Raw genomic sequence first — 21165 nt, 5'->3', positions numbered from 1 at the left:
GCATTGATGGAGCCTCTTTTTTAATTTATCGGAGCCTTGAATAAAAGCAATTCTGTTATGATTTATTCCAAAGCAATTTTGACCTTGTTTTTTAGCATCGGCATGTTTGTGTCAGTATTGGCTATTGGGGAAAATGAAGGTTCCGCAGATTTGAGCATAGCTTCCTTACGAACTGAAACGCTGCGAAACCCGGAAGGTATTGATGTAAAGCAGCCTCGACTGAGTTGGAAAATTAATACCTCTGCAAAAAACACCTATCAAACAGCCTATCAGGTTTTGGTGGCCACATCACCTAATTTATTAAGTCCTGAGAAGGCTGACTTATGGAATTCTGGCAGGGTTGATTCCGATGAAAGTGTTATGGTGAAATATGGCGGAAAAGATTTGGAGAGTGACACTAAATGCTATTGGAAAGTTAGGGTTTGGACCAATCATGGTGAGAGTGGCTGGAGTGAAGAGGCATTTTGGCGTGTGGGGTTATTGTATTATAAGGATTGGAAAGGAAGATGGATAGGCTTTGACCGCGCCTTTCCCTGGGAGGAGATATCTACTTTCCCAACTTTGGGAGCCCGTTATTTTAGAAAGGAGTTTAAGGTGGGCAAACAGATGGAGGAAGCCACTGCTTATATTATTGGACTGGGCTTGTATGAGTTGAATATCAATGGGCATAAGGTGGGGGATGCTGTGCTCGCCCCGACACCAACTGATTATACGCAGAATGTCAAGTACAATACCTATGATATTACCCAGCTCGTTCAATCCAGTTCTGATAATGCCATTGGTGTGGTATTGGGGAATGGTCGCTATTTCACCATGCGCCAAAATTATAAGCCTTATAAAATTAAAAATTTTGGTTTTCCCAAATTACTGTTTCAATTGGTAATCCGGTATAAAGATGGAAGCAGCGAAGTTATTTCTTCCAATGACCAATGGAGAGGTACTGCGGATGGCCCTATTCGGAACAACAATGAATATGATGGAGAATACTATGATGCCAACAAGGAATTTGACGGATGGGATCAGGTAGGTTTTGATGACTCCGGTTGGTTGCAAGCCGAGTATGTCCAAGAGCCAAGAGGAGATTTTGAGGCGCAATTGAATGAAAACATGAAGGTGATACAAGAAGTGAAGCCCGTCTCCATTATTCCATTGGATCAGAACCGCTATATATTGGATATGGGACAAAATATGGTGGGCTGGTTGCAGCTGAAAGTGCGGGGAGAACAAGGAGATACTGTCAAGCTGAGATTTGCAGAATCCTTGGAGGATACTGGAGAGTTGTTTGTGACCAATCTTCGTGATGCGAAGGTAACCGACACGTATGTCCTCAAAGGCGGTGAAGAAGAGGTTTGGGAACCCAAATTTACCTATCATGGATTTCGGTTTGTCGAGGTCAGTACCTACCCGGGAATACCAAAAGTGGATGATTTTGTGGGAAAAATGGTTTACGATGATATTGAAACAGTCGGCCATTTTGAAACCTCTGATGAAACGCTTAACCAGATTTATCAAAACGCTTGGTGGGGAATAGCAGGCAACTACAAAGGGATGCCCGTGGATTGTCCACAAAGAAATGAGCGGCAACCGTGGTTGGGTGATCGGGCGGTTGGGGCTCATGGCGAAAACTATATGTTTGACAATGTCAGGCTATACAAAAAATGGCTGGAAGACATTCGGCTTTCTCAAAAGGAAGATGGAAGTATTCCAGATGTAGCCCCGGCCTATTGGCGTTATTACAGCGATAATATGACTTGGCCAGGGACCTATTTGATGATTGCCAACATGCTTTTTGATCATACAGGAGATACGAGTGTGCTGGTTCATCATTATCCGGCCATGAAAAAATGGCTGGACTATATGGCTACTCGATATATGAATGAAGACTATATCGTCACGAAAGACAGTTACGGAGATTGGGTAGTTCCTCCTCCCACAATAGCGGCCGGAACTGGACAAAATGCAGATGTAAAGCGGCCTAGTGCATTGATCTCTACTGCCTACTATTATTATTTTATGGAGATGATGAGCAAGTTTGCTAGGCTAACAGGGAATAGAGAGGATATTGAAGCCTGCCAAGTTTTGAAGGATAAGGTAGGAAAGGCATTTCAACAGGAGTTCTATCATGAGGAAGGTTATTATGGAGATAACAAGATGACCGATAATTTGCTTCCCTTGGCTTTCGGTATGGTGAGTGAGTTCAATGAGCAAAAAGTATTTGACCACCTTGTAGAGACAATTGAGGTGAAAAATAAAGGGCACTTGAGCACTGGGTTGATCGGTACCCAATGGCTGATGAGGATATTAAGTGATTATGGCAGGGCTGACTTGGCTTTGAAGTTGGCTACCAATCGTACGTATCCAAGTTGGGGATATATGATTGAAAATGGAGCGACTACCATTTGGGAGCTTTGGCACGGGAATGTGGCCAAGGCAAGTATGAATTCACAAAATCACACCATGTTGTTGGGGGATCTGATGGTTTGGTATTATGAATACTTGGCAGGAATCACACCTGGTAATGAAAGTCCTGGATTTAAGGCCATCAGCTTGCAGCCGACATTTGTGGAAGGGCTGGACTATGTCAGGGCTTCCTATGATTCCTTCTATGGAGAAATTGGAAGCCATTGGGAACGCAAAGGCAAGAGGATTACATGGAAAGTAAAAGTACCGGTAAATACTACGGCCAAAGTAGTTTTGCCCCAAGACATTGTCACTAAAGTTAGTTTGGATGGGAAGACCCTACCAGAAGGTCAAAAGGAAGTGAGCTTGGGTTCAGGCGAGTATGAGTTTGTTTTTTAGTTTGGAATTAATTTGCCTCAAAAGATAAATGCTGATTTTTCTCTACCAGTTTGAACTGGAAGAACTCCAAATGCTCTTCTGAAGTACTTGGCTCGAAAGGTGTGAGGTAGTATTGGTCTTTATAGCCAAACATTCCTGAATACAGATGCTCTTTGATTGTCCCTAAAGAATGAGAAACAAGTGGTTTTCCTTCTAAACTATAGGAGTTTAGGATTCGCTCACTACCCATAAGGTCTTGGAAATTTCGGCTTTGATGAATTCGATATATTATTTTATTAATTGTATCTATATAGGTGTCAAGAAAAGCGTATTTTAAAATTTTATTGCCTTCTTCTGGGCTGGATGCGGGAGAGGAGGTGTAAGGGGCATCTTCAATGTTTAATTCCAAAGAACTATTCTTCCCCGTCTCTAAGTCATGAAAGAAGAGTTTTGAGGAGAAGCGGAAGAAATAAATAAGACGTTTTCCCTCAATTAAGTATTTAGGAGTTTCATCATGCCAATAAGAAAGTGAAGTGGATTTTACAAATTCTTCAGGAAAGGAAACGTCCAATAATTTCCACTCTATTTGCCAATTAGTAGGATTTATTTTCAATTGTATAAAGAGAGGGAAATAGGGATAAGCTTTGGCGGGCACGGGGCCGCTCATAGGTAAGTTTCTTGATAAACTAAATATTAGCTCATTCTCCTTAATTTTACAGTAGGAAGATCTTGCTGTTATAAAGAAATGATCTTCTTGATTTCTGGAAAACTGATCTTCAACTATTTTTTCAAGATTAATTTTTTTGATCACATCTCCTTTTTGGTCAACAATGTAGAAAAAGGATAAAGAGGTAATAAGAAAATGTTTTTTTTGAAGTGGAATGGCCTTATTAGGATGAGAATGGAGCATTTTGGGGCCATCATCTCTTTGTAAAGGAATGATCTCAATCAGTTCCTTGCTATCCAGGTCACTAATGACAATTTGAAGATTTTGGTCAATAAAGATATGGGCATTTTTTCCCTTGTAATTAGCTATAGTAGGACTAAATGTCTTTGGAGTAACCATGTGTTCTCCAAAATCCACAAAGCTCTCTGAGGAGACAATTTTATATTCTTTCTCCGTTTTGAAAGCCTTGGACTGGCAGGCACAAAAAAATGTAACCAAACATAAATAATTGAACCACTTCATAAGCTTGGGGGGTAATAAATTTAATATAAACTAGTGAAATAGTTAATTATAATCAAGTTTGTAAGTCATTAAAAATAAATCATTTAAAAATTGGTTTGTATTATAAACTACTTTATATTGGAGATATATTTAACTTTAAAATATAGACAGATATGAAAAAAATATTGTGTTTGACTGTTTTACTGATGGCATCCTTTGGGGTGATGGCACAGGAAAAGGCTGATGAAGCCATGAAGAAATTGGCTTTTTTGGAAGGGAAGTGGGAAGGTAAGGCCATGGCCATGCAGGGGCCTGGACAGCAGATGAACCTTGATCAGCATGAAGACGTCTCCTACAAACTAGGAGGTAAGATGCTTTTTATTGAAGGGAAAGGTTATGAAGGGGATAGTTTGGTGTTCAACGCGGTGGCTGTGATCACTTATAATGAATGGAAAGAAGGCTATGAAATGAAAGCATGGCGTGCCAAAGGCCAAAGTACAGATGCCTACCTAAAAGAGTTGGGTGCACAACATTTTGAATGGGGTTTTGATATTCCTCAAGGTGGCAAGATCAAATACACCATTCGCCTCAATGAACAAGGGCAGTGGCACGAAGTAGGCCAATACTCTCCCAATGGAGAAAAGTGGTACCCGAGTTTTGAAATGACCCTGGACAAAAAATAATCCATGATGCAAGCAGATGAAAACTGGAATGAAGCAGAAAGTATCCATTTGATCCGCTCTATGGTGGAATCAACAAGGTACAGTATTTATCAAGATCGATTTTTGTACTTCATGTGGGGCTACCTGACTTTGGGTGTGGCCGCAGCCCATTATTTGATGGCTTTTATTTTGGAGATGCCACAAGCCTATATGGTTTGGATTGTGATGGCTTTTGGAGGTCTTGTGCATTTCTTGTATTTGAGTAAGCGAAAAAAACAGGCCAAAGTAAAGACCTATATGGGCAGGGTAATGGCTGGTATTTGGGGAGGAATGAGTATGGCGATAGTGGTGTTGTTATTTGGTGCATTTGAAATTGGGTGGCATGCAGTTTATCCATTTTTTATGATCTTGTACGGAACAGCTTGTTATGCTACTGGAATGACACTTCGCTATAAAGCATTGATTATTGGAGGAATTGGAAGTACCTTGTGCGGTTTTTGGGCCTTCTATCAGCCTTTTCAATACCAGCTCTTATTGTTAATGCTGGCTGTAATTGTCAGTTACATTATTCCGGCTCATTTGATGAAGCCCAAACAAGCATAAAGGATGTTTAAAGCACTTGATCCGGTTCTTCACAGTCAGCTTAGGTTGGCCATTATTTCCTTGTTGATGAGTGTGGAAGAAGCGGAGTTTACCTATATCAAGGAAAAAACCGGGGCAACGGCCGGAAATCTATCTGTCCAGATCAGCAAACTCAAAACCGCTGGGTATTTGGAAGTAGAGAAGTCTTTTAGGGACAATTTTCCACTGACCACTTGTTCGATTACGAGTAAAGGGAGAGAAGCTTTTGCACTTTATGTGAAGGCTTTGGAAGATTATATCCAAGTCAATAAGAAGGGTGGTTAACTAAGCGGTCTTGTATTTTTTGCTCCATTTGATGATCATAGGGGTGATGATCACAGTGGGAAGTAACCAGATCAATAAGCTTGGCAAGAAATGAATATTGACCACTAAAAAAGCGGTTAGACTGGCAATATACGTTCCGCACATTCTTGCGATATGGCCCCTCAACCAGAAGTTTTTGCTGGTGACTTTGCCACGGTAGAAACGGATGTCTGTCATGGCCATGGAAAGTCCAATTCCTCCAAAAACAAACAAGGCGATTCCAAAATAATTGCCATTCATGAGGTTTTGTGCACCTTGTAAGAAGAAGAAAATTCCAAAGGCAATCATAAAAACAGATAAGCCCCAATCTATCCAAGTTGCTTGGGGATGATGCGTCCTCAGGTATAGGTAGCGGTACCCTGAACCCAACATGTACAAGGTGAAAATTCCGATAGTAAAGAGGAATTGATTTGGGTGGATGCTGGCCAAAACCAAAGCAGTCAATCCTGCAAGTAGCATTGTTCTAAAAAAGATTTTTCCAGTCTTCTTGTGCCTGGTATCACCTTTTTTTCTGATCATATTGATGGTTCCGGAAATTAATCCAGCTGCACCTCCAGTAATATGAAGGCCTAATAAAAAGTTAAAAAGTGTTTCCATGCCTTTAAGGTAAGATGTTGTGGTTTGCGTGTCGATAGCTAATATATAAAAAGTTACCTGTTTACAAGTCTTTATGTTCTGATAATTAGTGCTTTAATAAATGAGATAGAGGTGATAGTGTAAAAGTTGGTTTTAAAAAAGAAAAACCATTTGCTTAGGAAGCAAATGGTTTTCGATTAATAAACCCCTAATTAAAATTTTAAAACTTTTAAAATTAATTATAGGATAAACTTAGTGATATCAATACCAAAAACCGTCCTGTACTGTCTGCTAACAGGATTAGGAGGCTTTAGAATTATTTTTTCAAGCTGACTTGCCAGTTCCAGGCATCTTTTAAGGCATCTTCCAAGTTGTATTGCGGGGTCCAGCCCAATACTTTGCTGACTTTGTCTGTATTGGCCCAAACTTTTTCAATGTCTCCAGACCTTCTTGGTCCAATCTCATAGTTCAGAGGTGCTCCACTTACTTTCTCAAAAGCTTTGATCACTTCCATTACGGTATTTCCATTTCCAGTGCCCACATTGAAAAGATCAAAAAAGCTGTCCTGTTTATCTGCTAGGTATTGGATGGATTTCACATGTGCATCAGCAAGGTCCATGACATGGATATAATCTCTGACACAGGTGCCGTCGAGTGTGTCGTAATCATCTCCAAAAACCGTGATTTTTTCTCTAATGCCTGCACCTGTTTGGGTGACGAAAGGAATCAGATTGGCAGGAACTCCAAGAGGCAACTCTCCAATAAGAGATGAAGGGTGGGCGCCAATCGGGTTGAAATAGCGCAAGGCTACTACCCTGGTTTCAGCGCCGCTTTTTACATGATCTATCAGGATGTCCTCACAGATTTTTTTGGTGTTGCCATATGGGCTTTCCGCGTCTTTACGTGGAGTGGACTCTTTCACCGGCAGTTCATCAGGCTGTCCATATACAGTGCATGAGGAAGAGAATACAATGTCTTTGACATTAAACTCTTTCATGGTTTCCAGTAAAATGATCAGCGAATTGATGTTGTTGCTGTAGTACTTTAAAGGAACTTGCGTGCTCTCTCCTACCGCTTTGGAGGCCGCAAAGTGAATAACACCAGAAATATTGTTTTCGCTGAAAATTTGACGCATCAATTCACGGTCATTACAATCTCCTTCATAGCATTTTATGGATTTGTTAAGGATTTTTTCCAGTCCATCGAGGACCTTCTTGTTGGAGTTTGAAAAGTTGTCGATGATGATCGGCTCAAAACCGGCGTTAACCAGTGCTACGGCAGTGTGGGATCCTATATAACCTGCTCCACCTGTAATTAAAATTTGTTGCATGAATGTTTTGTTTTTACCAGGGTTAATGGGTTGGCTTTTGATGTCTGAGCAAATATAAAGCAATCAGGTATGTGTTAAAATTTTTATTGCTTTTTAATCGGTTAAACTAATTTTTTGCTTGGAAGTTAATACCTTAGGTAGAACAGGTTGACAGGAAGATCTTATAAGATTTTTTGACCACCAGGAATATAACCCAGAAAATAGCAGAAACATGATGAACTTTGATTTGAATGAAAACCAAAGGATGATCGCTCAAATGATTAGAGACTTTGGTGCTAAGGAAATTACCCCCAAACGAAAAGAATGGGATGATGCGCAGATTTTTCCTTTACCACTTTTTAAACAGCTGGGTGAACTTGGTTTGATGGGGGTGTTGATTCCCGAAGCATATGGAGGAAGTGGCTTCAGTTACAATGAGTATGTGACAGCTATTTTAGAATTGGCCAAGTTGGATCCGGGGATTGGACTTTCCATGGCAGCCCACAATTCACTTTGCTCTGGGCACATTATGCTTTTTGGCAATGAGGAACAAAAGCAAAAGTATTTGCCCAAGTTGGCTTCTTGTGAGTATTTGGGAGCATGGGGTTTGACCGAGCCCAATACCGGTTCAGATGCAGCCAATATGAAGACGACAGCTGTAAAGGAGGGAGATTACTTTGTCCTCAATGGAGCTAAAAATTTTATAACACATGGAGTTTCTGGAGATGTAGCTGTGGTGATTGCCAGAACTGGTGAAAAGGGAGACAAACACGGGATGACCGCATTTGTACTGGAAAAGGGCATGGATGGATTTAAAGGAGGAAGAAAGGAAGATAAGCTGGGAATGAGAACTTCAGAGACGGCAGAGTTGGTTTTTGAGGATTGCAAGGTGCACAAAAACCAAGTTTTAGGGGAAGTGGGAGAAGGGTTTATCCAGTCCATGAAGGTTTTAGATGGAGGAAGGATTTCGATCGCGGCTTTGTCCTTGGGCATTGCTGAAGGTGCCTTGGAAGCAGCTATACAATATGCCAAAGAGCGTCACCAGTTCAATAAGCCTATCAGTTCCTATCAGGGAATTTCATTTAAACTGGCAGACATGGCAACTAAGCTAGAAGCCGCAAAGCTTTTAACCTTTAAAGCGGCAGACTTAAAGAACCGGGGAGAGTTTGTTACCCTGGCCAGTGCAAAGGCTAAGTATTATGCTTCTGAGGTGGCGGTGGAGCTGGCCAATGAAGCGGTGCAGATTTTTGGAGGTTATGGTTTTACTAAAGACTATCCGGTGGAAAAATATTATAGGGATGCCAAACTGTGTACCATTGGAGAAGGCACTTCTGAAATCCAAAAGTTGGTTATTTCCAGAGAGATTTTGAAGTAAAATAATAGCGGCCCATCCAAAAATGTGAAGCACAAAAAGCCTGATTTGGAAGAATATTTTGTTTTACGAAACTATCTTTCTACATTTGCAGCACGAAAGGGGGTGTAAAATTATGATCGTAGTAAACGTAAAAGAGAACGAATCTATCGAAAAAGCGCTTAAGCGTTTCAAAAAGAAGTTTGACAGAACTGGAGCAATCCGTGAATTGAGATCTCGTCAACATTTCGAGAAACCATCTGTTAAAAGAAGAACAGAGGTAATCAAAGCCGCCTACAAGCAAAGAATGCAGGACGAAGAAAGTAAATAATTAATATTTCCTTTCTCAGAAATAAATGAGCATATTGGTGTTTCAATACACTGATATGCTTTTTTCATTTATAAACTATCTAGAGCACGAGAAGAGAGCCAGTGCGCACACGGTTCTGGCCTACCAAAAGGACCTGGAGCAGTTCCAGGAATTTTTAAAACTATCCTTTGGGATGGAGGATTTGGAATCTGCTGGTCATGGAGAGATCAGGGCTTGGATAGTAGATTTAGTGGAGGGAGGGCTTTCTGCCACCACTGTCAATAGAAAAATGGCCACTTTAAGATCTTTTTATAAATTTTTACTCCGCTCAGGAGAAATCAGCAAGGATCCTACCTATAAATTAAAAGCGCTCAAAACGCCAAAAAAATTACCGGAATTTGTTCAGGAAACTTCCATGGAGAAAATCCTCAATGAGATTGATTATGGTCAAGACTTTGATGGTCAGCGTGATAAGATGGTGATGGAGTTCCTTTACCTAACGGGAGTCAGATTAGCTGAGTTATTGGCGATCAAATGGCAAGACATTGATCTTCAAGGGCAAACGGTAAAAGTGTATGGGAAGCGTAAGAAAGAACGAATAATCCCTCTTACAGTTTCTTTAGGGAAGAATATTATTTCGTACAGGAAAGTATTTGAAGAAACATTTTTAAATGTAAACGAGAGTGATTATTTTATCGTTAATAATTCTAGAAAGCAAGCTTACCCTATGAAGATTTACAGGATAGTGAGGAAATATTTAGACCTTTTTGCGCAGACGTCCAAGCGTAGCCCTCACCTTCTGAGACATACTTTTGCGACCCATCTGCTCAATAAGGGAGCCGATCTAAATGCTGTAAAGGATCTTTTGGGCCATGCCAATCTTGCTGCCACACAGGTTTACACCCACAATTCCATGGAAAAACTGAAGGCTGTGTTTGATCAAGCACATCCTAAAGCTTAAATAAAAGTTTAACTTTTAAACTGTTAAAATTATGAAATTACAAATGCATTCAATCCATTTCGACGCCGATCAAAAACTGATTGATTTTATCCAGAAAAAAGCTGATAAGCTGGATACTTATTATGATCGCATTATCGACGGGGAAGTATTTATGAGACTCGACAAAAACGAGAAAAACGAGAACAAGATCGTTGAAATCAAATTGAATGTACCGGGTAAGCAGTTTTTTGCAAAGCATCAAACGGATTCTTTCGAGGGAGCTGCTGATGAAGCGATTGAAGGTTTGAGAAGACAGATCAAAAAATTCAAAGAGAAGTTAGTTTTAGCACGACAATGACAATATAACCCAATTTAATAATGCAATGACAAACCCCACTCAAGTGAGTGGGGTTTGTTTTTTGGTAACCAGTAGTTTAAGCTTGTTTTATTTGTTAATCAATCCATGATTTTGACTTAACTCCCAATTGATTTTAGCCTTTTACCTTTGAAGTAAATCAAGAAGATGAAAAGGAAATCAATACCATCGGTTTATATATTCTTTTATTTTTTTACACTAATAATAGGCGGGATTGTTTTACTGAATGCGCCCAAAGGGGATTACGAGCTTTTTATTAATCGGCACCATTTTTTATTGGCCGATTTGTTCTTTTCTAATGTTACCTACTTGGGAGATGGTTTGGTGTTTTTGGCTGTTTTTCCGGTCTTGTTGCTTTTTAGATATGGTTATGCACTGCTTTGTGTGTTCAATGCTGCCATTCATATGATAGTTTGTGTTGTTTTGAAACAACTGGTTTTTTTGAATGCACCCCGACCAGCAGCGTTTTTTAAGGATATAGATTTGGTACAAGTGGCAGGCGTACCAATGCACCATTGGCACTCTTTTCCATCAGGCCATACGGCTACCGCTTTTGCTCTTACCACCATGCTGGCCATGATTTTTCCTAAACGACATCGCTATCAAGTGTTAATGGTTTTAATAGCAGTGACGGTAGGTTTTAGCAGGGTTTATCTCATGCAGCATTTCATTGGGGATGTAATGGCAGGGTCAATATTGGGAGTGGGGTCAGCCCTATTGGCGAGGGTAATAGTTAGGAAGTATTTTAAGGGAAGGGCTTTCAAAAGAGGACTGCTGCCAAAGAAAAAAGTGGTGCTTTCCCATTTAAAACCAGAGGTTCAAGCTACCACCGAACCAAAGTGAATAGTGATAAAAGCTCAATGAATCTTAAATAATGATGATTTTTTGCTGCTTTCTGGCCTGTTTTTTTGCAGTTTTGTAGCACAATTGGAAGGAGGGTTTGATATTATCATTTCACCCAATTCTGAAAAACAGCATTATGGACAAAGCCAAACAATACAGGTCGTATTTGCTCATTATTTTGGGCATCATTACATTTTTCAAGATTCTTTTTACTGCTACTACTTCTTTGAGTTTATTTTCTGAAGAGACTCAGTATTGGCTGTGGGGACAAAATCTGGATTGGAATTATTATTCAAAACCATTAATGGTCGCGGTTTACAATTTCATTTTCACAGGAATTTTGGGGAACACTGATGTGGCTGTCAGATTGAGTGCGGTACTGTTTTCTGCAGGAACAGCTTGGATTGTTTTTGAACTTGGTTTGAAAATGTTCAAATCTGCCCAGATTGGTTTTTGGGGAGCCTTGATGTTGGTGGTGATGCCTTACTTTCATTTGGCTTCATTCTTTCATACAACGGATTCCTCTTTACTTTTCTTTTGGGCATTGAGCTTCTATTGGCTTTGGATGGCTACAGAGACGCGGCAGACTTCCCACTGGGTTTACGCGGGCTCGGCCAGTGCCATGGGCATGCTTTCAAAGAACACCATGGTCTTGGCTATTCCTTTGATTTTTGTGTATTTACTATTGGTGGATGCCAAGCAGCTGAAGCAAAAAGGTTTTTATGTCTATTGCCTGGTCTTTGCGCTTTCTTTCATTCCCATTATCGTATGGAATTTTCAGAATGATTTCGTGACCTTCAGGCATGTGGGGACACTAGGTGGTGTGGAAGGCGAAAGCAAACCTTTTGATTTTGGAGAATCGATGAAATATGTTTCTGAATATGCTGGTGGTCAGCTGGGGATTATTTCGGCTTTTTTCATTCCTTTTTTAGTGATGTCCATTCGAAGAATGATAAAGCATAAAGAGCGGCAAATGCTTTTTATCATGCTACCTGCCATAGGTGTTTGGTGTTTGTTTTTTTTGATTTCTATCACCAAAAGAGTTGAGGTGAATTGGCCTGCTTTTGCTTATGTGAACCTTTCTATTGCAATGGCCTATGTGTTGCAATTGGCCAGTCCGGGCTGGAGAAAATATGCAACATATGCTACAGCTATCTCGGGTGTCTTGTTGATATTGATCATGAAACCTGCTCCTTTAGATGCCATTGGCTTCAAAAAAGTCCTGCGACCGGATAAAGATCCGCTTGCACGCTTGGCAGGGTTTAGGGAAATGGGAGAAAGGATTGACTTTTTGATTGACTCACTTTCCTTGGACAAGCAGTTTATCTTCAGTGACAGTTATCATTTGGCCTCAGAAATGGCTTTTTATGTGGATGGGAATCCCCAAACTTTCACAATCAATCTGGGAAGGAGAAAAAACCAGTTTGACCTGTGGCCAGGAATTGAGCAATTTGAAAACAAGGGCTATGATGGTGTTTATCTGCAATGGGGCACAGCTGACCGCCCAGAAATCATTGCAGGTTTTAAAGAAAGGATTTTGAAAGAAACCTACTTTGCTGTTTATAGAGGAGACACTGTCAAAACATTTAGCCTAGAAGTCTATAAAGACCTGCAACATATTGAAGAGGTAAAAACAGACTCTTATTGATCAGGTAAAAGCTTAACAATAATGGTTGTCGGAGACTCAAAGAGATCTTTTCCTTCGAAAACAGGCTCATAGTTGATGCCCTGAGCTTTGAGCTCTTCAAGGTAACGTGTTCTAGTGATCAAATAACCTTGTGCTTTTTGAGGTTTAAGATCTGACTGCAGGTCTTGAATTGGTCTTTGCAGGTAAAATGAAAAGGCCGGATTGAATATTTTAAAGTAATACAAGTTCGCCTCTTTCATGTTATGCTGTAGGTCTTTGGCAATGAGTACAGGATTCTGCTGGTCAACCTTTGGAAATGCCCACCAAAAGAAAACCAAGGAGAGAATCATAAAGCCAGAACCCATACTGAGTAGAACTGGCCATACTTTATTTCTGAAGTAACCACTCAAAAGAATTGGTAGGACAAGATAAGGAGCCATCAAAAGCCAAAGCATCGATTTGGGGATTTGAAGGTTAGGGTCATTTTTAAGCCCATGATAAATACCGAAAGGAAGTATAAGGATCAAAAGCGCATAGAGCAATACCGGGGTTTTTAATCGCTGAACTTTATTTTTGGTTACCAGCCAAGCTAGATAATTACCGATTAAAATAGCGATAAATGGATAGGCAGGGACAGTGTAGTTTGGCAATTTGGTACCGGCCATCATAAAGAAGACGATGATGGTAATACTGGCTATCAAGGAAAAAGTTGTTAGTTTATTGGTTCGGAACTTAATGGTATGCCAAAAGCTTTGGGGTATAAAAAAGGCAAAAGGAAGCATTCCTGCTATCACATATATCCAAGTCAGCCAAAAACCGCCTCCATGCCCTTCCATTGGGGCAGAGAACCTTCCCAGATTGTGCTTAAAGAAAAATTCTTCTACCCAAAGTCCATTGGTCTTCGTGGCAACCAAAATGTACCAAGGCAACGCCATCAGGAAAAAAAGAAACAACCCACCAGGATGGAAAATCCTCACAAGGCGTTTCGCATTGAGTAAGTTGACAGAGAGAGAGTAGATCAACATGGCCAAAACTGGCAGGACAACTCCCACAGGTCCTTTGCTCAAGGTAGCCAAAGCTAAGGAGGCATATATGGCCAACATGTATTTCCTTGACCGGAATCCTGATTTCGACCATTCATAGAATAACATGAGCCCACTGGTCATGAAAAATATTAGAAAGGGGTCGGGAACAGCCATATGAAATTGGATGTACCAGTGCAAAGAGGACGCTAAAACAAGAAGTGAGAGTATTCCGGCCTTGAAGCCTAAATTTCTTTTTGTGAAGCGATAGGTTATGTAGGTGGTCAAAAAGCCAAATAGGGCAGGAAAAAACCTAGCAGAAAACTCACTGATTCCAAAAACCTGATAGGAAAGTATAAAAAAGTAATAGTGTAAGGGAGGTTTGTCAAATCTATATTCGCCGTTGAATGTAGGAATGATCCAGTCTTTGTTTTGCATCATTTCAATAGCGGCTGTAGCATTTTTGGCCTCGTCTAGGGCATAGATGCTCAGGCCTGAAATATTGGAAAAATGAAGTATCAGAGACAGCAGGAGCAGTGCCCACTCCACATACTTTTTTCGATTCAAAACTATTTCCATGCTCCAAAATTAAATTAAGAATATCAAGGTAATGTCAAGAAAGCTTTACCAAAAGGTTAGGTTTTGGTATGCCTGCTTGGTGAGGGGGCAAAAAAGCTTTAATTTTGGCCAAATTTTATATGGTATGTCTAAGTTACAGCTCTCTCTTGTAGTCACTGTTTACAACGAAGAAGAGAATATTGAGCCTTTACTAGAAGCTGTTTATACAGCTTTGGAGGGAATTTCCTATGAACTGATTTTAGTGGATGATGGATCTACAGATAAGACTGTGGAAGAGTCCAAAAAGTATAGCAATGAGCATACCCGAGTGCTGATTTTTAACAAAAACTATGGTCAAACCACAGCATTGGCAGCCGGGATTGACCATGCTGTAGGAGAGTACATTGTGACGATGGATGGAGATCTTCAAAATGATCCTTCAGATATTCCAATGATGCTCCAAAAGGCAATTGATGAGGACTGGGATGTGGTGGCAGGAGTGAGAGCCAATCGCCAAGATGGTTTTGTGTTGAGGAAATTGCCGAGTAAGTTTGCCAATTGGATGATCCGAAATACGACCAAGGTGTACCTGAAAGATTATGGATGTAGTCTCAGGGTTTATAAAGCCCATATTGCCCAAAACATGGGGCTCTATGGAGAGTTGCACCGTTTTATTCCTGTGTTGGCCAAGCAAGAAGGGGCAAAGATGACGGAAGTGAATGTGAAGCACCATCCTAGGATTCACGGAACTTCTAAATATGGTCTGAACAGAACCTTTAAGGTGATGGCCGACTTGATTCTGATGCTTTTCTTTCAAAAGTACCTTCAGCGTCCCATTCACCTCTTTGGTACCATTGGTTTGCTGTCCTTTTTTGTGGGGATATTGATCAATATTTATCTTTTGGTACTGAAAATTGCAGGAGAAGATATTTGGGGCAGGCCCATACTATTGGTGGGACTGATCCTTGTACTGGGAGGCTTACAACTGATCACCACGGGAATTGTGGCTGAAATCATTGTAAGGACTTATTTTGAATCCCAGGATAAGAAAACCTATACCATCAAACAGGTATATCAAGGTGAATAAAAAAACCATCAAGCTACTCCTAAAGGTACTCTTGACAGGAGTAGCGGTTTATTTGGTGTTTCGAAAAATAGATGTCCAGGAAACATGGCAGGTTATCAAAAAATCCAATTTGTTTTACCTGTTTTTGGCCTCTTTATTTTTTGTAATATCAAAAGGTATTTCCTCATTCAGGCTCAATTGCTACTTTAGAGACCTTGGTTTAAGGTTAAGTGAGCTGCAAAATCTGAAACTTTATTGGATTGGGATGTTTTATAATCTTTTCCTTCCTGGAGGAATAGGAGGGGATGGTTATAAGGTTTATTTATTGAACAAGCAATTTAAAACCAATGTCAAGCAACTTTTGGCGGCAGTTTTATTGGACAGGGTCAGCGGCTTGGTGGCCTTGGTTTGGTTGATGCTGGGGCTTTGGTTTTGGGTAGAGGTGGAGTGGCCTTACTTGGCCGGAATTAATTTGGATGTTTTGGCCGGTGTCGGTCTATTTTTGGTTCCTGTGGTTTTTGTAATTATTGTCAAGTGGTGGTTCAAATCCTTTAAAAAATCGATCTTAAAGACTAGCATTTACTCCCTGATGGTTCAAACTGCTCAATTGATTTGTGCCTATTTTATACTTTTGGGTTTAGGAATTAATGAACAAGTTGTGTCCTATCAATTTGTGTTTTTGCTGTCTTCCATTGTGGCTGTTTTGCCTTTAACTATTGGTGGAGTTGGCGCCAGGGAATTGGTGTTTATTTTTAGCCATGACTTTATGGGTATTGATAAAAATATGGCTGTAGCTTTTAGTTTATTATTTTTCTTGATTACGGCTTTTGTATCTCTAATGGGGGCCTTTCTAAAGGTTGATTTGGAGGAAAAGCATTAAACTTTAACACTTCAAATGCTATAGCCATTGATCACAAATTGGTAACCTAGGCCAATAACAATTCCTCCAATGATGATTAATGGAGAGGGGATTTTAGTGAATTGCAGTAAAAGGTAAGTGCCGATGATGGCGGTGATGTTAAAAATATTGGCTGGCATGGGCTCAAAAAGTATATAGGCAGCAGCGATCAACATACCACAAGAAACCGCATTGACTCCCTCAAGGGCTGCCCTGACAGGTCTGTATTTTTTCAACTCATCCCAAAACCTGATGACAAAGAAGATCAGAAATGTCCCTGGAAGAAAAATCCCAGCTGCTGCGATCAAACCTCCCGTGATGGCTCCCCCAATGCCCATTTCCCGCATGGAAAGTGCTCCAATGTAGGAGCTGATGCTGAAAGTGGGGCCAGGAACACCTTGTGAAATAGCATATCCCGTAAGGAACTCTTCGGAAGTTAAATAGGCTTTGAACTCCACAAACTCTGTATAGAGATAAGGAACAAGTACTTGCCCACCTCCAAAGATCAAGCTGCCGTTACGGTAGAAATTCTCAAAAAGCCTGATGGGTAAAATTTTCGTGAAATGACCAAGTGCAGCTGCAGTGATCAAAACACCTCCCCAAAGTAGGAAGTTGGCCCACTGGATGGTGATTCCATGCTTTTCTTCAATTTTTGGCTGTTTGTTGAATTTCAAAGAGGTGGTTATTCCTCCAGCGATCAGCATAAAGGGGAAAATATAAGGTGAGTTGTAAAAGAAGGCGACAAAAGCTGAGAGCATCATGAGGACCATTGCCTCTGTGGTCTTTACCATTTTACCAATGGTTTTTTGGGCGGCATAAATAATAAACCCGATGGCCATGGGCTGTATGAATTTGGCAAAGTTGAGAGATCCTGCGGTTTGGGTTTGCAGGAAATCCACCAAAATGGCTGCCGCTGTCATCAGGATGGTGGCAGGCAGGATCCAGACCAAAAGGGAAAGGTAGGCCAAGTTGGGCCCTCCAACCCTATAGCCTATAGCAGAGATGGTTTGGGTGGATGTTGGTCCTGGTAATATTTGGCAAAGGGCATGGAGCTCCCATAGCTCTTCTTCTGATATATACCGTCTCTTTCTGACCATGATGTCAAGAACCATTGCCAAAAAGGCCTGAGGGCCGCCAAAGGCAGTGACCGAAAGTGTAACGACATCTTTAAGGTAGAGGTAATATTTGACTTTTCTGATGGTCACAAATGACTACTTGCGTAAACCCAACTCCCGGAGTCTTTCTTCTAAAAATTCACCAGCTGTCGCATCTTCAAACGCTTTAGGGTTTTCCGTATCCACACAAGAATCAAGGCATGTCAAATCCATCTCAGCTCTTGGGTGCATAAAGAATGGAATAGAGTACCTACTGCTGTTCATTTTTTCACGTGGAGGATTTACCACTCGGTGAATGGTGGACTTAAGTTTTTTATTGGTCAGTCTTTCGAGCATATCTCCTACATTGACTACCAATTGATCAGGTAATGCGGTGATAGGAATCCATTGTCCATCTTTTCTTAATACTTGCAAGCCATCGGCACTGGCACCCATCAAAAGGGTGATAAGGTTAATGTCCCCATGTTCAGCGGCCCTTACAGCGTCCGAAGGAACTTCTTCAGGGTTTTCGATCGGAAAATAATGGATGGGTCTTAAAATCGAATTGCCGTGAATTACCTTATCTTCAAAATAGTCTTCTGGTAATTCCAAGTGCAAGGCAATAGCCCTTAGCATGGCTTTTCCTGCGTTTTCAATGGTTTTGTACACTTCAAGTGCCACTTCCTTGAAGTCACTTACTTCAGCAGGCCACACATTTGGGGGGTAGTCTTTTTTAAGTGGGTCTGTATCAGGTATGCCACTCAAATCCTGTCCAACATGGTAAAATTCTTTTAGATCTCCGGTATTTCTTCCTTTTGCATGTTCTTTTCCTTTGCCTGTGTAACCTCTTTGATAGCCTATTTCAGGTCTTTCATATTGGTTCTTGATGCTGTCGTCCAAGAAGAAAAATTCTTTAATAGTGGCATAAAGCTTGTCCTGTAATTCTTGGGTGAGCCCGTGGTTTTTGATGGCAACAAAACCAATATTTTGGTAGGCGTCTCCTAATTTGTGGACAAAAGCTGCTTTTTGGCTTGCATCACCGGATGTGAAATCGGCAAGGTCTAAAGATGGGATTTCGTTATAAAGAATTTCGCTCATGACATGTTCGATTTATCCTGCAAGGTAAATATTTTATAGGAAAATTAAATATCTTTAAGAGAACCCAATGATCCTAATATGAAGAAAATTAATTGTTTCGTTTTGCTGTTGTTTAGTGGTTTTCTTTTGTTTTCATGTGATACTGAAACCAAAAAGGAGGAAGGAGATCAAACCAATGAAGAAACTCCAGAAGATAAGGTTCAAGAAAATGTAAAGTTCAGGTATGAACTTCAAGAGGTAGCCTATCCTGATGCGATGCTTGAGCTTTACAGTCCACTGGAAAATGAAGCTTTTGAAAAAGGAAGTGTTCCCTTTGAATTTAATATCAAAAATTATCCATTCGAACACGGCGTGAAGGGCTTTCAGCTCCAGATGATTATTAATGGCAATGATCCCATTGGGTATAATATGCCCATCTTTAGAAAGGAACTGGAAACAGGAAGTTATAAAGTTCTGGCTTATTTGGTGGATGAAAAGGGGTTGGCCCTGAAAGAATATGGAAACTATGTAGAGAGAGACTTCACAGTTGGAGATTCCAAGCCATTTCCCGAGAGTGAAGATCCATATATTGGCGTAAATCTACCTCAAAACGGGCAGGAATTTGATTTGGATGAAGAGGTGATTGTGGACTTTATTTTGGTAGGAGGTGATTTGAAGGAGGACCAATTGCAGATCAGGGTAAGGGTAGATGAGCAGGAATATACTTTTCAAGAATTGGGACAGGTAAAGATCAGTAACCTGCCAAAAGGAGAGCATAAAGTATCAGTGGCCTTGGTAGACGAAGAAGGGAATGAGGTTCCAGGGGTATTTTCTAAGAGCATCAAGCAAATAATGGTAAACGGATAAGGGCTGGTTGACTACATTAGACTCCGTAAGATGGACAGGGATTTTACTTCTGTGAAAGTCTCTAGGTGTATTTTATAAAAGGTGAGTAAATCATCCAGTAGTTTTTTTCTAATGTTAGAAGGGACTTTGATGTCAGCATTGAAAGGTGATTGGATCAACTGTGTCAAGTGTTTTTTCTCGTCTTTGGCAAAAGTTGAGTCATTAACATCCGGATGAACTTGTTCAAAGAATTCCGCAGCATTATCTGGTGAAAAACCTAAGTACTTGGAAGATTCTAGTAAAAAGCTTAATGGATATGTTCCTAAATTGATATTTTCTTGATCAAGATAGGTGATACAATGATAGATAAAATCATACAGGTATTCGTTTTGATAGTTTTCATAAATGGATTTTCCAAGCACTTCTCCCACAAACATGGCCACGCCAGAACGGTAATAATCAAATGGGATCCGTTGAAATGGATAAGCCAATTTGACTTCAGAAATTCGGTTCAGGGAAGCATTTTCTTTATCATAAACGACAAGGTCCAGCAGGGTCAGAGGCTGATAGAAGGCCATTTTTGTTTTTGACTTGGCGCTCCTGACTCCATTGACAATGTAGCTTTTTAGACCAAGGTCACGGGTAAAAATCTTCACGATTATTGAAGTTTCCCTGTATTTGAGATAATGAATGACGATGCCCTGAGTCTTTTTGATCATTGGATGGAGTGAACTTGGAGTAGGTTGTAATCTTTATTTTTTGTCTTCATAAAAACATTTTCTACAGCGGGCTTCATAACTATCCTTTTCACCCAGTACGACCTTTTGTTTGGCATCGGAAAGCCTGAAGCTGTAGGAAGCGAGGTCTCCACATTTCATGCAAATGGCGTGTACTTTGGTAACGTACTCAGCAGTAGCCAAAAGCTGCGGCATAGGGTCAAAAGGTTTTCCTTCAAAATCCATGTCCAGTCCGGCAAGGATGACACGTTTTCCTGACTTGGCGAGGGAATTGGCTACCTGAACAATTTGCGCATCAAAAAACTGAACCTCATCAATACCTACCACATCACAGTCACCTGCCAAAAGCATGATGTCATCGGCAAACTGAACCGGTGTAGAACGGATTTCATTTTCATTGTGGGAGACCACATTGGAATCATGGTACCGGGTGTCAATGGCTGGCTTGAAGATTTCCACTTTCTGTTTGGCGATCAAAGCCCGGTTGAGCCGTCTGATGAGTTCCTCTGTTTTGCCAGAAAACATAGATCCACAGATCACTTCAATATGACCTTTCTTTTCTTTCGGATGATTATTTCCAATTACTGGTTCTATAAACATGTTCGTCCACTTCTTAAATTCAATTCGCCATCTTATTCAAACCATAAAGATTACTCACTGTAATCCATATGTGGAAATTTATACATTTCGTTTACCTTGATGCGAATGGTTCCTTGCTGCAACCTAGCTTGGCAAGTTAAGCGTTGATTCTCTTTTAGTCTTCCTAATTTCCTAAAATATTCCTCCCGATCAGTTGGCTCTGACAAGTTTTCCATGCCTTCATTTACAATCATCATGCAAGTGGTGCACCTGCCTTTTTTTCCGCAAGCATGCATCCAGTCCACATTATTTTCATGGATTAATTCGATAACTTTGCGATCAGGGGCTTTTGTGTAAATCTCCTTGTGGTATAGATTTTCAATTACTATTTTAGGCATCATTC

The 21165-nt window shown here is 40.5% G+C and carries 22 protein-coding genes; 13 read left to right on the top strand and 9 right to left on the bottom strand.

Going from position 1 to position 21165, the window contains the following annotated elements; translation table 11 throughout:
- Positions 1-57: 57 nt before the first annotated feature.
- Positions 58-2799, top strand: a complete 2742-nt coding sequence (locus JL001_RS04130; protein WP_200974898.1) for a glycoside hydrolase family 78 protein — start codon at positions 58-60, stop codon at positions 2797-2799.
- Between the two features lie 7 nt (positions 2800-2806).
- Here JL001_RS04130 and JL001_RS04125 read toward each other — a convergent pair whose 3' ends face one another.
- Positions 2807-3967 carry a hypothetical protein gene (locus JL001_RS04125; protein WP_200974897.1) on the bottom strand — a complete coding sequence of 387 codons (1161 nt, stop codon included), beginning with the start codon at positions 3965-3967 and terminating at the stop codon, positions 2807-2809.
- Positions 3968-4119: 152 nt separating this feature from the next.
- Here JL001_RS04125 and JL001_RS04120 point away from each other — a divergent pair, with 152 nt between their 5' ends.
- The 3 genes from JL001_RS04120 to JL001_RS04110 are packed head-to-tail and all read left to right on the top strand — an operon-like array spanning position 4120 to position 5514.
- Positions 4120-4629, top strand: coding sequence for a hypothetical protein (locus JL001_RS04120; protein WP_200974896.1), 510 nt, complete (start codon positions 4120-4122; stop codon positions 4627-4629).
- Positions 4630-4632: 3 nt separating this feature from the next.
- A complete protein-coding gene (locus tag JL001_RS04115) occupies positions 4633-5211 on the top strand; it encodes a hypothetical protein (RefSeq protein ID WP_200974895.1) in 579 nt (192 codons plus the stop codon).
- Between the two features lie 3 nt (positions 5212-5214).
- Positions 5215-5514 carry a transcriptional regulator gene (locus JL001_RS04110; protein ID WP_200974894.1) on the top strand — a complete coding sequence of 100 codons (300 nt, stop codon included), beginning with the start codon at positions 5215-5217 and terminating at the stop codon, positions 5512-5514.
- On the opposite strand, the gene JL001_RS04105 is transcribed toward JL001_RS04110, so the two are convergent.
- Together JL001_RS04105 and galE are read right to left on the bottom strand one after the other, a co-directional pair.
- Positions 5515-6150: a hypothetical protein gene (locus JL001_RS04105; RefSeq protein WP_200974893.1), complete on the bottom strand. Its 636-nt coding sequence runs from the start codon at positions 6148-6150 to the stop codon at positions 5515-5517.
- Between the two features lie 295 nt (positions 6151-6445).
- Entirely contained in the window at positions 6446-7459 is a 1014-nt protein-coding gene (galE, locus tag JL001_RS04100; RefSeq protein WP_200974892.1) for a UDP-glucose 4-epimerase GalE, read from the bottom strand.
- 214 nt (positions 7460-7673) lie between these two features.
- Here galE and JL001_RS04095 point away from each other — a divergent pair, with 214 nt between their 5' ends.
- From JL001_RS04095 to JL001_RS04070, 6 genes are all read left to right on the top strand, one after another.
- On the top strand, positions 7674-8813 hold the full coding sequence (locus JL001_RS04095) for an acyl-CoA dehydrogenase family protein (protein ID WP_200980289.1): 1140 nt from the start codon (positions 7674-7676) through the stop codon (positions 8811-8813).
- Positions 8814-8925: 112 nt separating this feature from the next.
- Positions 8926-9120, top strand: a complete 195-nt coding sequence (rpsU, locus tag JL001_RS04090) for a 30S ribosomal protein S21 (protein WP_192009417.1) — start codon at positions 8926-8928, stop codon at positions 9118-9120.
- A gap of 55 nt (positions 9121-9175) precedes the next feature.
- The gene (locus JL001_RS04085) at positions 9176-10060 is read left to right on the top strand and encodes a tyrosine-type recombinase/integrase (RefSeq protein WP_200974891.1); all 885 of its coding nucleotides are present in this window, start codon (positions 9176-9178) and stop codon (positions 10058-10060) included.
- Between the two features lie 31 nt (positions 10061-10091).
- Complete coding sequence (hpf, locus tag JL001_RS04080; protein WP_192009415.1) at positions 10092-10397, top strand: ribosome hibernation-promoting factor, HPF/YfiA family; 306 nt, start codon at positions 10092-10094, stop codon at positions 10395-10397.
- A gap of 165 nt (positions 10398-10562) precedes the next feature.
- On the top strand, positions 10563-11258 hold the full coding sequence (locus tag JL001_RS04075) for a phosphatase PAP2 family protein (RefSeq protein WP_200974890.1): 696 nt from the start codon (positions 10563-10565) through the stop codon (positions 11256-11258).
- Positions 11259-11394: 136 nt separating this feature from the next.
- Positions 11395-12906: a glycosyltransferase family 39 protein gene (locus JL001_RS04070; protein WP_200974889.1), complete on the top strand. Its 1512-nt coding sequence runs from the start codon at positions 11395-11397 to the stop codon at positions 12904-12906.
- Here the strand turns inward: JL001_RS04070 and JL001_RS04065 are convergent.
- Complete coding sequence (locus JL001_RS04065) at positions 12900-14486, bottom strand: glycosyltransferase family 39 protein (RefSeq protein ID WP_200974888.1); 1587 nt, start codon at positions 14484-14486, stop codon at positions 12900-12902. The genes JL001_RS04070 and JL001_RS04065 overlap by 7 nt on opposite strands.
- Before the next feature lie 124 nt (positions 14487-14610).
- Between JL001_RS04065 and JL001_RS04060 the strand changes: the two genes are divergently transcribed.
- Both JL001_RS04060 and JL001_RS04055 read left to right on the top strand, forming a co-directional pair.
- A complete protein-coding gene (locus tag JL001_RS04060; protein WP_200974887.1) occupies positions 14611-15552 on the top strand; it encodes a glycosyltransferase family 2 protein in 942 nt (313 codons plus the stop codon).
- Entirely contained in the window at positions 15545-16411 is an 867-nt protein-coding gene (locus JL001_RS04055; RefSeq protein WP_200974886.1) for a lysylphosphatidylglycerol synthase transmembrane domain-containing protein, read from the top strand. Before JL001_RS04060 ends, JL001_RS04055 begins: the two co-directional genes overlap by 8 nt.
- A gap of 11 nt (positions 16412-16422) precedes the next feature.
- Here JL001_RS04055 and chrA read toward each other — a convergent pair whose 3' ends face one another.
- Both chrA and JL001_RS04045 read right to left on the bottom strand, forming a co-directional pair.
- Positions 16423-17634 carry a chromate efflux transporter gene (gene chrA, locus JL001_RS04050; RefSeq protein WP_200974885.1) on the bottom strand — a complete coding sequence of 404 codons (1212 nt, stop codon included), beginning with the start codon at positions 17632-17634 and terminating at the stop codon, positions 16423-16425.
- Between the two features lie 6 nt (positions 17635-17640).
- Positions 17641-18621: an isopenicillin N synthase family oxygenase gene (locus JL001_RS04045; RefSeq protein WP_200974884.1), complete on the bottom strand. Its 981-nt coding sequence runs from the start codon at positions 18619-18621 to the stop codon at positions 17641-17643.
- Positions 18622-18699: 78 nt separating this feature from the next.
- Here JL001_RS04045 and JL001_RS04040 point away from each other — a divergent pair, with 78 nt between their 5' ends.
- A complete protein-coding gene (locus tag JL001_RS04040; protein WP_200974883.1) occupies positions 18700-19467 on the top strand; it encodes a hypothetical protein in 768 nt (255 codons plus the stop codon).
- Between the two features lie 11 nt (positions 19468-19478).
- On the opposite strand, the gene recO is transcribed toward JL001_RS04040, so the two are convergent.
- From recO to JL001_RS04025, 3 genes are read right to left on the bottom strand one after another with little or no spacing between them, the layout of a single operon-like run.
- Positions 19479-20165 (bottom strand): DNA repair protein RecO, encoded by a 687-nt coding sequence (gene recO, locus JL001_RS04035; RefSeq protein ID WP_200974882.1) that lies wholly within the window; start codon positions 20163-20165, stop codon positions 19479-19481.
- A gap of 33 nt (positions 20166-20198) precedes the next feature.
- Positions 20199-20783: a thymidine kinase gene (locus JL001_RS04030; protein WP_200974881.1), complete on the bottom strand. Its 585-nt coding sequence runs from the start codon at positions 20781-20783 to the stop codon at positions 20199-20201.
- 50 nt (positions 20784-20833) lie between these two features.
- Positions 20834-21160 (bottom strand): 2Fe-2S iron-sulfur cluster-binding protein, encoded by a 327-nt coding sequence (locus JL001_RS04025; protein WP_200980287.1) that lies wholly within the window; start codon positions 21158-21160, stop codon positions 20834-20836.
- Positions 21161-21165: the final 5 nt, after the last annotated feature.

Source organism: Echinicola sp. 20G, assembly GCF_015533855.1.
Classification (GTDB): domain Bacteria; phylum Bacteroidota; class Bacteroidia; order Cytophagales; family Cyclobacteriaceae; genus Echinicola.
Note: the sequence above shows the minus strand (reverse complement) of the source record. Positions and strands in the feature narration are given on the sequence as shown.